The 12858-nt window shown below is 65.3% G+C and carries 13 protein-coding genes; 4 read left to right on the top strand and 9 right to left on the bottom strand.

Translation table 11 applies throughout. The features are described 5' to 3' along the window. Positions 1-19: 19 nt before the first annotated feature. From tatA to ACREC7_RS12895, 8 genes are all read right to left on the bottom strand, one after another. Positions 20-283 carry a twin-arginine translocase TatA/TatE family subunit gene (gene tatA / locus ACREC7_RS12930; protein WP_431556100.1) on the bottom strand — a complete coding sequence of 88 codons (264 nt, stop codon included), beginning with the start codon at positions 281-283 and terminating at the stop codon, positions 20-22. Positions 284-382: 99 nt separating this feature from the next. Continuing rightward, positions 383-1516 (bottom strand): ABC transporter ATP-binding protein, encoded by a 1134-nt coding sequence (locus ACREC7_RS12925; RefSeq protein ID WP_431556099.1) that lies wholly within the window; start codon positions 1514-1516, stop codon positions 383-385. 190 nt (positions 1517-1706) lie between these two features. Next, positions 1707-2366: an SMC-Scp complex subunit ScpB gene (scpB, locus tag ACREC7_RS12920; RefSeq protein ID WP_431556101.1), complete on the bottom strand. Its 660-nt coding sequence runs from the start codon at positions 2364-2366 to the stop codon at positions 1707-1709. A gap of 123 nt (positions 2367-2489) precedes the next feature. Beyond that, positions 2490-3335, bottom strand: a complete 846-nt coding sequence (locus ACREC7_RS12915; protein ID WP_431556098.1) for a segregation and condensation protein A — start codon at positions 3333-3335, stop codon at positions 2490-2492. A 22-nt stretch (positions 3336-3357) separates the two neighbouring features. Further along, the gene (gene nagZ, locus ACREC7_RS12910; protein ID WP_431556097.1) at positions 3358-4383 is read right to left on the bottom strand and encodes a beta-N-acetylhexosaminidase; all 1026 of its coding nucleotides are present in this window, start codon (positions 4381-4383) and stop codon (positions 3358-3360) included. Between the two features lie 48 nt (positions 4384-4431). Continuing rightward, a complete protein-coding gene (locus ACREC7_RS12905; protein WP_431556096.1) occupies positions 4432-6381 on the bottom strand; it encodes an SPOR domain-containing protein in 1950 nt (649 codons plus the stop codon). Between the two features lie 279 nt (positions 6382-6660). Further along, positions 6661-8421: an arginine--tRNA ligase gene (gene argS, locus ACREC7_RS12900; RefSeq protein ID WP_431556095.1), complete on the bottom strand. Its 1761-nt coding sequence runs from the start codon at positions 8419-8421 to the stop codon at positions 6661-6663. Positions 8422-8448: 27 nt separating this feature from the next. Then, entirely contained in the window at positions 8449-9639 is a 1191-nt protein-coding gene (locus ACREC7_RS12895) for a deoxyguanosinetriphosphate triphosphohydrolase (RefSeq protein WP_431556094.1), read from the bottom strand. 88 nt (positions 9640-9727) lie between these two features. On the opposite strand from ACREC7_RS12895, the gene erpA reads away from it, so the two are divergent. The 4 genes from erpA to xth all read left to right on the top strand — a co-directional run bounded on the left by erpA (position 9728) and on the right by xth (position 11704). After that, the gene (gene erpA / locus ACREC7_RS12890; protein WP_431556093.1) at positions 9728-10057 is read left to right on the top strand and encodes an iron-sulfur cluster insertion protein ErpA; all 330 of its coding nucleotides are present in this window, start codon (positions 9728-9730) and stop codon (positions 10055-10057) included. Between the two features lie 67 nt (positions 10058-10124). Continuing rightward, positions 10125-10400, top strand: coding sequence for a DUF1778 domain-containing protein (locus tag ACREC7_RS12885; RefSeq protein ID WP_431556092.1), 276 nt, complete (start codon positions 10125-10127; stop codon positions 10398-10400). Continuing rightward, positions 10397-10915 carry a GNAT family N-acetyltransferase gene (locus ACREC7_RS12880; protein ID WP_431556091.1) on the top strand — a complete coding sequence of 173 codons (519 nt, stop codon included), beginning with the start codon at positions 10397-10399 and terminating at the stop codon, positions 10913-10915. The genes ACREC7_RS12885 and ACREC7_RS12880 overlap by 4 nt, the downstream gene beginning before the upstream one ends. Before the next feature lie 6 nt (positions 10916-10921). Beyond that, the gene (gene xth, locus ACREC7_RS12875; RefSeq protein WP_431556090.1) at positions 10922-11704 is read left to right on the top strand and encodes an exodeoxyribonuclease III; all 783 of its coding nucleotides are present in this window, start codon (positions 10922-10924) and stop codon (positions 11702-11704) included. A gap of 141 nt (positions 11705-11845) precedes the next feature. On the opposite strand, the gene ACREC7_RS12870 is transcribed toward xth, so the two are convergent. Further along, on the bottom strand, positions 11846-12858 hold a 1013-nt coding region (locus ACREC7_RS12870), incomplete at its 5' end, for a tetratricopeptide repeat protein (RefSeq protein ID WP_431556089.1).

Below are 12858 nucleotides of genomic sequence, written 5' to 3'. Positions count from 1 at the left end.
GATGTGGTTGGAGGGATATCTAGCCCGCCTTCGGCGTGCGCGGCGCCTTGGCACGGGCGGCGGTCTTCGCCTTGGCGGCGGGTTTGGGGTTATGCTCGATCACTTTCGGAGCCGGCTCCGGCTCCGCCGCGGGCTCCGCCTCGGCGCCCGGCTCGCCCATTTCTTTCTTGAAGCTCTTGATGCCTTTGGCGAGGTCGCCCATCAGGCCCGAGATCTTGCCGGTTCCAAACAACAGCACGAAAACGAGGAGCACGAGGAGGATGTGCCACCAACTCAGTCCCATCGACGGTCTCCATCTCCCTTGGACGCTTGGCCCCAGTCACGGCCACTATGGCAGCAAAGCGCCGGCGCTCGCAAGCCGTTGGGGCGCGTGCGCGGGCGCCTAGCTCACGCCATTCAGGCTGTTGCCATTCTCCTCGAACACCAGCACCGCACCTTCATCGACGCCAATGCCGACCTCGCTGCCGACCTTGGGCGCATCGCTTTCCCGCACGCGGGCGAAGAGCGGCGCGTCGAGCCCCTGCACCGCCATTTCCACCAGCGCCACGTCGCCGAGGAAGCGGAGGTCGAGCACCCGCGCCGGGATGCCCTCGCCCGGGGCAAGCAGGCGCACGCCGCGCTGGCGCACGCAGACGATAGCATCCTCGCCATCGGCGAGGCTGCGCGCGGGAAAGCTGCCGAGCACTGTCTTGGCGCTGCCGTTCTCGATGCGGGCGGGAACCTCGTTCAAATCCGAGAAGGTGCGCGCGGCGAGAATGTCCTTTGGCGCGCGGTAAAGATCGAGCGCCCGGCCGGTCTGCACCACATGCCCTTGGCGCAACAGCGCCACGCGGTCGCCCATGCGCATGGCCTCCTCGGCGTCGTGGGTGACCACGATGCAGGTGGCCCGCGTCTCATGCAGGATGGCAAGCGTCTCCTCGCGGATTTTTTCCCTGAGGCGGGGGTCGAGGCCGGAGAACGGCTCGTCCATGAGGAGCACGCTCGGCCGCGGCGCGATGGCACGGGCAAGCGCCACGCGCTGCTGCTCGCCGCCGGAGAGAATGTGCGGATATTCATTGGCGTAATGGGCGAGCCCGACGCGGGCGAGCGCGGCAAGCGCCTCGGCATTCGCCTCGGCCCTGCTGAGCGAGCGGAGCCCGAAGGCCACGTTCTGCACGATGGTCAAATGCGGGAACAGCGCGAAGTCCTGGAACATCAGCCCGACGCCGCGCTTCTCCGGAGGCACGAAGCGATCGGGTCCGGCCACTTCCTGGCCGTCGAGCAGGACGCGCCCAGAGGTGGGACGTTCGACGCCGGCCGCGATCCTGAGCAGCGTGGTCTTGCCGCAGCCCGACGGCCCGAGCAGGCACAGCACCTCGCCGGGCGGCAAATCGAGCGAGACATGGTCGAGAGCGAGGTTTTCGCCGTAGCGTTTGGAGACATCCTCGAAGGTAAGGCGCGCGGCGAAGGTGACGCGAGCCCTGCCCCGCTCGCTCGGCGCGCGCTTCAGGGCACGCGCGGCCCGACCCGCTTTCAAGAACTCAAGCACGAGGCTGATCTACGATGTTGAAGGGTCTAGACGCAACGGGCTACTTGGTCCCCTCCCCCCTTGAGGGGGAGGGTTAGGGAGGGGGGTGATGTGTCAGATTGCGAGCTGCTTACCCCCCTCGGCTCCGCCTTCAGCGGAGCCTGCTCCCCCTCAAGGGGGGAGCAACGCTCAGGGGACTTTACTCTCCGTCGGTCGATTCCTCGTCGCTCTCAGGCCCGAGCTCGTCCTCCAGCGGATCTTCGTCCTCGCGCAGCTCCGGAGCGTCGTCGGGATTGGGCATGGCGAAGCCAGGAGGCAGGGTGGAGTCGAGGAGGCCTGCGCCTTTCAGCTCGGAGAGGCCCGGCAGGTCCTGGATCGAGTCGAAGCCGAAATGGCCGAGGAACTGCTCGGTGGTGCCGTAGGTCACCGGGCGACCTGGCGCGCGCCGTCTGCCCCTGAGCTTGATCCAGCCGGTCTCGAGCAGCACGTCGAGAGTGCCCTTCGAGGTGCTCACGCCTCTGATCTCCTCGATCTCGGCGCGGGTGACCGGCTGGTGATAGGCGATGATGGCCAAGGTCTCGAGCGCCGCCCGCGACAGGCGGCGCTGCTCCACGGCCTCGCGCTCGAGCAGGAAAGCGAGGTCGGTGGCGGTGCGGAAGGCCCATTTGCCGGCGACACGCACGAGATTGACCCCGCGCTCGGCGTAAAGGGTTTGCAGCTCGGCGAGCAGGGAGGCGATGTCCTCGCCTTCAGCGAAGTGTCTGGCGAGCTCGGCCTGGTCGAGCGGCTCTGGTGCCGCGAACAGCAGCGCCTCGAGGATGCGCAGCTTCTCCCGCCTATCCGTCGACGGGCGCGCCATCAAGGTCCTGGACGGAAACGGCAGAAGCGATGCGCGGCGGCCCTCCCGCTCCTTGTCCACGGCCTCCACCAGCATTGCCCTCTCCAGATTGTTCGCAGTCATTCATTGACCTCTTCGTTGTTGTCAGCGCGTTGAAGCGGCTTCAGGCGTGCGGCGGCGAACCAAGAGCGGCGCGAACAGTTTCGCCTGCCGGATTTCGAGCGCTCCCTCCCGTGTCATTTCCAGCGTCGCGGTGAAGCCGCTCGCCAAGGCCGTGCGGCGCAACTCGGGCCCCACCAGGAACTCGGCGAGAAGCCGATCGAGCGGCGCCCAGTCGCAAGACATGCCAAGCAGGCGCTCGAGCTCGTCGCGGGCCTCCTTCAGCGACCACACCATGCGCGGCCGCACCTGCCAGCTCTTCACTGCCGTGCGCTGCCGCTGCTGGGCATAGGCCTTGAGCAGATCGTAGAGATTGGCCTGATAGGTGCTCTTGCGCGTGATGCGCAAGGGTTCCGGCATGCCTCTGGCGAATACGTCGCGTCCGAGGCGCTTGCGGGTCATGAGCTGGGCTGCAGCCTCGCGCATGGCGTCGAGGCGCTTGAGGCGGAAGGCAAGAAGCTGGGCAAGCTCCTCGCCGCTCGGCTCGCCGTCGGCGTCCTGCTCGGCCGGCAGCAGCAGCTTCGACTTGAGAAAGGCAAGCCACGCCGCCATGACGAGGTAGTCGGCGGCGATCTCAAGCCGCAGCTTGCGCGCCTCGGCGATAAAGTCGAGATATTGCTGGGCGAGCGCCAGCACCGAGATCCTGGCGAGATCGACTTTCTGGGTGCGGGCGAGCGCAAGCAAGAGATCGAGCGGTCCCTCGAAGCCTTCGACATCGACGACCAGCGTCTCGCCAAAGGCCGCATGGGCCTCACCCTCCGCCTGCTCCCAGTCGGAGAAGTCATCGCGCTCGTCCGGCGCGTCGTCCATGGGGTCCTCGGTCGCGTTCATTTCATCCCGCCGCTTGTTCAATTCACGCGACGCTTCCGCTTCCGCCAGCTTCCCTGACAAGCACGAGCGCCTGATCGGCATCGAAGGCTTGCGGCTGGCCAAGCTCGGCGATGGCGCTCGCCAACCGCTCGGCGCTTTCGCCCTCGAGCGGCGGCACGGCGCGTGCAACCTCGCTCATCTCGTCGAACGCGCCGCTACAATGGAGCGCCACGTCGCAGCCGGCAGCAATAACCGCGGCAGCACGATCGGTCATCGAGCCGCCGAGCGCCTTCATGCCGATATCATCGCTCATCACCAAACCCGTCAGTCCGATCAGCTCACGAATCACTTCACCCATTATAACGGGCGACACGCTCGCCGGTCGCTTCTCATCGAAGGCCGGCAGCAGAACATGGGCGGTCATGGCGAGCGGCGCGTGGCACAGGGCCATGAAGGGGCGGAAATCGACCTCGATCAGCTCCTCGGCGGAGGCATCGATGCGCGGCAGGGCCAAATGGCTGTCGGCCCTCGCCCGGCCGTGGCCAGGAACGTGCTTGATCACCGGCAGCACGCCCCCGGCGAGGGTCCCCTCGATCACGGCGCGGCCGAGGTCGCCGACAACGTCAGGATCGAAGCTGAAGGCGCGGTCGCCGATAATGTCATGGGAGCCGGCTTCAGGAACATCGAGCACTGGCGTGCAATTGACCGTGATGCCGGCGTCGCGCAACTCAGCAGCGATCAGCCGCGCCCCGGCAAAGGACGCGGCCCGTGCACCTTCGCGGTCGTATAGATAGAGGTCGCCATAGACCCGCGCCGGGGGCATCTGGCGCCAATGGGGCGGGCGCAGGCGCTGCACGCGTCCGCCCTCCTGGTCGATGAGCACGAGCGCTTCATCGCTCTCCACCGCGTCGCGGAATTGGGCGGCGAGAGCGCGCAACTGGGCCACGGACTGGCAGTTGCGGGCAAACAGGATGAGGCCGCAGGGGCGAGCCTCGGCGAACAGCGCACGCTCGTCGTCGGTGAGAGCGCTGCCGGCGCAGCCAGAGATGAAGGACTTGAAGTTCACCACGCCGGGCTAGCCGCAGCGCGAGCCGCGGTCAAGCCGCGGCTCACATTGCTATTGAGCCGCCATCACCAAGCAATCGGGGTGGCCTTGGCTCTTGAGCTGACCGCACAGCTTGGCTGCGGCCGTCTTGTCGACAATCGGCCCGATGCGCAGGCGATACCAGACGCCCTTGGCGCCAAGGTCGGCCTTCTGCACCATGGGCCGGTAGGCAGCGAGCAGCGTCGGATATTTCTGCTGCATGTCGGCGAAGGTCGCGAGCGCGTCGGTCTGATTCTGCTTCGATCCCACCTGGACCACATATTGACTCGGCTTCGCCGGTGCTTGCGTCGCGTCGGCGGCGGCCACTTTCGGCTTTGGCGGAATTGCTGCCACCGGCGCCGGGTCGGCGGCGGGCGCCGGAGCGGCCTCGGCAACCGGAGCCGGGGCTGGCGCTGGGGCGGCCTGAGGCATCGGCATCGCCGGCATGGCGGGCTCGGCAGCGGCCATCTGTTGTTGCGGCGCGGGCGCGGGCACCGGAGCGGCCTGCTGCGGCGCGGCCGGGGCTTCAGGCGGCGGCATCACCGAACCATCCGGGCGGACGATAAGGGTCTTCACGCGCCGCGGACCGCCGTCGGCGGCGTTCGGATCGTCGACCGTCGCCACGGCTGGTGGCTGCATTGGCGCGGCGCCCGGAGCGGTACCCGGCATCGCCGGCATGGCAAGCTCCTCCTGCCGCGGCACGATACGCTCGGCTTCCGGCTGATCTCCGTTCTGCAGCCGCTCGTATATCAACTTGTTTTTATGTGGAAATTCTTTTCCGCCAGGCTGCTGTGGAGCCTCCTTGACAGGCCTGCTGTCGGCCTGGACGACCGGAGGTTCGGCCCCGCCCATGGCCCCGCCGCTCTGCTTGTAGGCAAAAGCGAGAGCGCCGCCGAGCGCGATGGCGCCGAGCAAGGCGCTGCCCACCATGTAGATGCTGCGGCTCTTCAGGCTGAATTTGCGCGCGGGTTTTGCCTCCGCCTCGCCAGGGTTCATGAACTGGCTTTCGTCGAGGAAGTCGGCGTCGGCCTGCTCGCCTTCGTAGAAGGTTTGCGGCGCGCTTTCGTGGGCATAGTGAGGGGTGCGGCCGAGCGGGATCTGCGGTGGCTGGTCATAGACAGCATCGAAGGCCTGCAGCGCTTGATGCGACGGCAGCGGGCGCGGGCCGCCGGCGTGTTGGGCGTGCGCGGCGTAGTCGTGCCCTGCGGGATCGGCGAACGAGTCAGAGCCGGGCTCGTTGCCGTAGGACCCATCCGCATCGTTGAGTTGCATGGGTTCATGCTGGCTGAACCCCTCATGCGACGACGCGCCGAAGTCGGCCTCGGCCTTCTCCTCGGGGAAGCTCGCATCCTGATATGAACCGTCCGGGAAGCTTGCGTCGGGGAAGGAGGCGTCGGCGAAATTCGCATCGGAATAGTTCGCGTCGGCGAACCCCTGCTCGGCAAAGTCCGAACCAGGGTGAGCCTGCGCCGGGAAGATGCGATCGGGGAAACCGGCCTCCGGGAAGGATCGTGAGGGGCTCGGTTCAGGCTGGTAGGACGGGCCCGGTTGGGTGTTCGCCGGCATCGGAGCCTGACGGCTCGGCTGAACCGCAGGCTGCGGCTGGTAGCTCTGCCCCGGATAGGCTTGGCTCGGCTGGGCGTGCGGCCGTTGTTGCGGCTGGTAGCTCTGCGGCTGAGGCTGCGGCTGGTAGCTCTGCGGCTGCGGCTGGGGCTGGTAGCTCTGCGGCTGCGGAGGCGAATAGGTCTGCGGCGGGAAGGGATTTGGAAAATCTGGGCTGGTGTAGCTTCGCGCAGGGGCGCTTGGAGTTTGGTAAGACGGCGCGGCGCCGTTGGAATTCTGATAGCCGGATACCCCTGGCATCTGTGGGCTTTGCGGCTCAGCGCCCTGCCTCGCATAGGCGCCACGGTCAGGTTTTGGCGGCTCCGGCAGATGCTGCGGCTCCGGCTCTGGTCCTCGCGTGACCGGCTTATAGGCCGGCATTTGCGCAAAAACCGGCCCGCGGCCGGTTCCGAAAATAGAGCGCTGTCCCGGCATTGGCTGGCCCGGTCTACCTGCTCCCGACGTCATGAAAGGTTCCTCGCTCCTATGAGCCGCGTGCGCGGGCGCACCCCAGGACTGATCGCCCTCGGCACCGACGCTCCTGAAACGGTTGGCGAAATCGGACTCGAACTCAAGGGTTGGACGGGCGTTGTCCCCGTACCCTTCATCGTGCACGGACATGGCACTTCCCCCGAACCATCTCCCCCGCCCCGGTTTCCCTCAATGCATCTCGTGCATTGCCTTGACGCCGAGAATGCCCAAACCCGACGCCAGAACTTGCTTTGTGGCAACAACGACCGCCACGCGAGCGCGTGTCAACTCTCGATCTGTTTCGTAAATAAATCGTAATTGTGGCGAGTCTTTGCCTCTATTCCAAAGAGCGTGAAACTCCGCAGCAATATCATAGAGATAAAAGGCGATCCGGTGTGGCTCATGTGCTTGTGCCGATGCTTCGACTATACCTGGAAATTGGGCAATCTTGCGGATCAGCGCCAATTCAGCCCCATCGACGAGTCGGTCCAAATCGCTGCGCGCCAAGGCCCCACCCGCCAAATCCAGATCGGGGAAGACGTCACGCACGTTACGCAACACGGAGCTCGCCCTGGCATGGGCGTACTGAACGTAGAAGACCGGATTGTCGCGCGATTGCTCGGTGACCTTGACGAAGTCGAAATCGAGCGGCGCGTCGTTCTTCCGGAAAAGCATCATGAAGCGAACGGGGCCAGCGCCCACTTCGTCCACGACGTCCCGGAGCGTGACGAACGTCCCGGCACGCTTGGACATCTTGACAGGCTCCCCGCCGCGAAACAAGCGGACAAGCTGAACGAGCTTGATATCCAGCTCAGCCTTCCCCCCGGTGAGGGCCGCGAGCGCCGCCTGCATGCGCTTGACGTGGCCGCTATGGTCGGCGCCCCAGACATCGATCATGGTGGCGAAGCCGCGTCTGAACTTGTCGCGGTGATAGGCCATGTCGGATGCGAAATAGGTGTAGCCACCGTCAGGCTTGACCAGAGGGCGGTCCATGTCGTCGCCGAACGCGGTCGAGCGGAACAGAAGCTGCTCGCGGTCCTCCCACTCCTCATCAACCTTCCCCTTAGGCGGCGGCAGCCTGCCGCTATAGACGAGTCCGTTTGCTTTGAGGTCGGCGATAGTTTCGGCGACCTCATCGCGCGGCCCGTCGATCAGGGAGCGTTCCGAGAAGAACACGTCGTGGTGGATGCCGAGTTCGCCGAGATCCTTCCCGATCATGGCGAGCATGGCGGTGAGCGCCGCGTTGCGCACGATCGGCAGCCATTCGCTTTCGGGCAAATCGAGCAGCTCGCTTCCGTGCTGCTCGACGAGCAATGCGCCGACCGGCTTCAAATAGTCGCCGGGATAAAGCCCTTGCGGAATCTCGCCGATATCTTGCCCGAGCGCCTCGCGGTAGCGGAGATAGGCTGAGCGCGCCAGTGCATCGACCTGGGCGCCGGCGTCATTCACATAATATTCGCGGGTGACGTCGAAGCCGGCAAAGACGAGCAGATTTGCCAGCGCGTCGCCGAACACGGCGCCGCGGCAATGACCGACATGCATCGGCCCGGTCGGGTTGGCCGAGACATACTCGACGTTCACCACCTTGCCTTTGCCGATGGCGCTCCTGCCATAGCCGTCGCCCTGCTCGAGCACCATGCGCAGCACGCTCGGCCAGAAACTCGCAGCAAGGGTAAAGTTGATGAAGCCGGGCCCGGCGATCTCGACGCTGTCGATATGCGGGTCCGAGGCGAGCAGCGGCACGATGCGCTCGGCAAGCGCCCGCGGGGCGAGCCTTGAGGGCTTGGCCAGCACCATGGCGGCATTGGTGGCGAGGTCGCCGTGCGCCGCGTCCTTCGGCGGCTCGAGCGTGATGCCCTCGATGCTCGCCTCGTGCGGCACGACGCCGTCATGCTTGAGCTGCTGGATGGCCGCCAGCACGCGGCCGTGGAACCCTGCAAAGACGTCCATGACTGCTCCCGGGGTGGTGCCGCGCGACTAACGCAATTCGGGAGTGGCGTCAAACAGGCGGCGGTGCTCGGCAAGCGCGTATCGGTCGGTCATGCCGGCGATGAAATCGCAGACATAGCGGGGATAACCCTTGGCCGGCGCCTGCTCGCGCCATTCAGGCGGAAGCGCGTCGGGACGCATGCGGTAGAGGCCAAAGAGATCGGCGACCACGCGCTCGGCGTCGCCCATGACTCTCGCGATGCGGGCATGGCGGTAGACGCGCGCGACGAGGAAGGCGCGCAAGCCGTCGAGGTCCCGGCTCATGGCGGCGGAGAAACTGACGACTGGACCGCCGGCATGACGCACATCGTGGGCGCTGATGGGAGAGAGATCTTGCAGCCGCCGGCGCGTGTCGGCGACGGCGTCGTCGATCAGCGCGGTGATCAGGCGGCGCGTGGTTTCATAGAGCGCCCGCGTGCCGTCGAGGCCCGGATAGGCCGACTGCACCTCGGCAAGCGCCCTCCCCGCAAGCGGCACCTCGGCAAGCTCGGCGAAGGTGAACAGGCCGGCGCGGTAGCCGTCATCGATGTCGTGATTGTTGTAGGCGATGTCGTCGGCGAGCGCTGCGAGCTGCGCTTCGACGGAGGCGTGGGTGTCGAGCGCGAGACCCTGCTTGGTGCAAAAGGTCAAAACGGGTTGCGGCAGCGGCCGGTCCGGGCTGGAAGCGAGCAGCGGGCCGTTGTGCTTCACGAGACCCTCCAAAGTCTCCCAGGCGAGGTTGAGCCCGTCGAAGCGCGCATATTTCCGCTCAAGCTCGGTGACCACGCGCAAGGATTGCGCGTTGTGGTCGAAGCCGCCTTCATCGCGCATGGCCGCATCCAAGGCCCGCTCCCCGGCATGGCCGAAGGGCGGATGGCCAAGGTCGTGGGCAAGGGCGAGCGCCTCGGCCAAATCTTCGTCGACGTGCAGCGTGCGCGCCATGGAGCGGGCGATCTGCGCCACTTCGAGGCTATGGGTGAGCCTGGTGCGGTAGTGATCGCCCTCGTGATAGATGAAGACTTGCGTCTTGTGGGTCAGCCTGCGGAAAGCGGTCGAATGCAGGATGCGGTCGCGGTCGCGGGCGTACAGCGAGCGCGTGGGACTTGGGGCCTCAGGCACGAGGCGCCCCCGGCTTTGGCGCTCATCCACGGCGTAAGGCGCCAAGGCCCTGTCGGCTTTGCGGCTACGGTCGATTGACAAGCCCTGCCGCCACCCTATCTTTCTGCTATACCGTGCGCGAAAGCGGGCTCATGGCGAGCCGGCCAGGCACGGGCTAGCTATACCCAAGATGACCGAACCGTCCATCACCTTGAGCGAACGCGCGGCAAAGCGCATCGCCCAGATTCTACAGAAAGAGCATGCGGCGCTGATGCGCGTCAGCGTCGAGGGGGGCGGCTGCTCGGGCTTCCAATACCGCTTCGACCTGGTGCAGGACCGGGCGCCGGACGATTTCATCGTGGAACGCGACGGGGCGCGCGTGGTGGTCGATCCCATCTCGCTCGGCTTCGTGCGCGGGTCTGAGATCGACTTCGTCGACGAGCTGATCGGCGCCCAGTTCAAGATCAACAACCCGAACGTCACCGCCTCTTGCGGCTGCGGCACCAGCTTCTCGATCTAGCTTCGAGCCTAGTTGTCATGACATTGTCGGGCAAATATGATAGATTCTTTTCACGAGAGTTCATCTGATGCCAGCACGCACTAACCGAACCGCGAAGCTCGACCTGCGGCTCACGCCGAAGGCAAAGCGTGCTCTGCAGAGCGCCGCCGAGGCCAGCCACAAGACACTCAGCGATTTTGTGCTCGAAAGTGCGTTGGCGCGCGCGGACAGCGTGCTGTCGGAACGGCAAATATTCCGTCTCGATGAAAAGCAATGGGCGGCGTTTGTGGCTGCGTTGGATGCGCCACCGAGACCAAGGCCCCGACTTGCTCGGCTCCTAATCGAGCCGAGTATTCTGGATTGAGTCAGGTCGGCGCGGCTGCCATTCCGCGCATCGAAAAACTCGATCAGCACCACATCGTAGACACTTTCGACTGTGGCACCGAGGCGCTCAACTCCTATTTGAGACGCTTTGCTTTAACGAGCCAGAGCGCGGGCGCGGCACAGACCTATGTTGCCGCTCTCGATGATGCGGTCATTGGCTATTACAGCCTAAGCACCGGAAGCGTGCAATATGACGGCGCCCCTCAACGCACCCAAAAAGGTCTTGCCCGTCATCCGATCCCGATCATTCTCCTCGCGCGACTTGCGGTTGACCAAACTTGTCAAGGCAAGGGCCTCGGCGCCGCACTGCTCCTCGATGCGCTTCGCCGAGTGGTTGCCGCGGCGGATATTGTCGGAATTCGCGCCATCATGGCACACGCTAAGGACGACGCTGCTCGCCGCTTCTATGAGCATTTCAACTTCGACCCATCGCCAATCGAGCCACTGCAGATGTTTCTGCTAGTGAAAGAGATCAAGCGACTCGTAAAGACCTAGCACGCCATGAAAATCGCCACCTGGAACGTCAACGGCATCAAGGCGCGCATCGACGCGGCGCGAACCTGGTTCAAGGCCGCATCGCCCGACATCGCGCTCCTGCAAGAGACCAAATGCGTCGACGACGCCTTCCCGCGGCTCGAATTCGAGGAGCTCGGCTACAACATCGCCGTGCACGGGCAGAAGGGCTTCAACGGCGTGGCGCTGCTGTCGAAGCTGCCCTTCGACGAGGTTCAGGCTGGGCTTGCCGGCGACCCCGACGACGTGCAGGCGCGCTACCTCGAAGCCGTCATCTCGGTGCCGTCGGGCGTGCTCAGGCTGGTCAATATCTACCTGCCGAACGGCAATCCTTGCGGCACGGAAAAATATGCCTACAAGCTCGCCTGGATGAGTCGCTTGCGCGAGCGGGTGAAGAACCTGCTGCAATTCGAAGAGCCGATGATCGTCGCCGGCGACTTCAACGTCATTCCCACGCCTGGCGACGTCTATGCACCGGCAGCCTGGGTCGACGATGCGCTCTTCCGCCCCGAGACCAGGGCGCATTTCCAGGCGATCACCAATCTCGGCCTGACCGACGCCTACCGCGCCTGCCACGACGAGCCGCATCGCTTCACCTTCTGGGACTATCAGGCCGGCGCCTGGCAGAAGAACCACGGGCTTCGCATCGACCACATGCTGCTGTCGCCGCAAGCCGCCGATCGGCTGGTCAAATGCGAGATCGACCCGGCGCCCCGCGGCTGGGAGAAGCCGTCGGATCATGTGCCGGTGTGGCTTGAGCTCAACGTTTAGGCCGATCAGTCCTCATGAAAACCGTCATTGCCGGGCTTGACCCGACAATCCATTCCGGCGGCCTCAACATGGTGACGAGCCATTGGAATGGATGCCCGGATCAAGTCCGGGCATGACGAGCAAAGGTGGCTGGATCGTGCCTTAGGGCTTGAGACCAGCCGGCCCGCCCATGTCGCCGAAGCCCATGGGAGCGCCAAGCTTGTCGGGCGCAGGTCCGTTCTGAGCGCTTGCATCGGAGGTCATGGCGCCGGCCGGCGTTGCACCCTGAGACGCAGGCGTCGACGTTCCGCCGGAGGCAGGCACCAGCAGCTCTTCCGCAGGCGTAGCCTTGACGGCGGTGGGAGCCTCGTCGATCGCAATCTGGCCGCCGAGTTCAGGCATCAGCGTCTGAGCCTCTTTGCGCATGGCGGAATCCGAGGCTCGCACCACTTCGAGGTACAGATCCTCGATCCATTTCGGCTCCTTGCCGTCGGCCTTGGCGTTGGCGTGGGCGAGCATGATCAGCGCGAGGCCGCGCGCCGGCCGGTGGTGGACCTCATCGCCGCCGCGCCACAGAATCTCGCCAAGCTTGGCTTGCGCCGCGACATGCTGTTTCTTGGCGGCGGTCGCCAGCCAGTTGATGGCAAGCCCGACATTCTTGTCGACGCCAGTGCCGTCGAGATAGAGACGGGCGAGCGCGTATTGAGCATCGGCATCGCCGAAATAGCTCGCCGCGTGGCGGAAGAGATGCGCGGCGCGGATCGGGTCCTGCGGCACATCGGCGGCTGGAATGCCGTCGACATAATATTTCCCGAGCGCGACGAAGGACTCGGCCACATATTTCGACACCGGGCTCAGGGGTGAGATGTCGGCGCGCTGGTTCGCGATCTGCCGGTAATAGAAGTAGGCCTTGCCCTCGTTCTTGCGCACGCCATTGCCGACGGCGTAGATGCGGGCAAGCTTGAGCTGCGCACCGAGCACGCCGTGATCGGCAGCATATTCCAGCGCCGGCAAGGCCTCCTCGGTTTCTCCCGATTTCAGGTCGGCGATCCCCTGACGATAGGCGGCGGTGGCCGAGACGAACGGCGATCCGTCCTCGGCATGTCCGGCCGCGAGCGGCGTCGCCATCGCGGTCAGCGCCAAAACTGCGATCAGGCTCTGCTTAAACATCTGCA

Source organism: Methyloceanibacter sp. (assembly GCF_050728395.1).
Classification (GTDB): Bacteria; Pseudomonadota; Alphaproteobacteria; order Rhizobiales; family Methyloligellaceae; genus Methyloceanibacter.
Note: the sequence above shows the minus strand (reverse complement) of the source record. Positions and strands in the feature narration are given on the sequence as shown.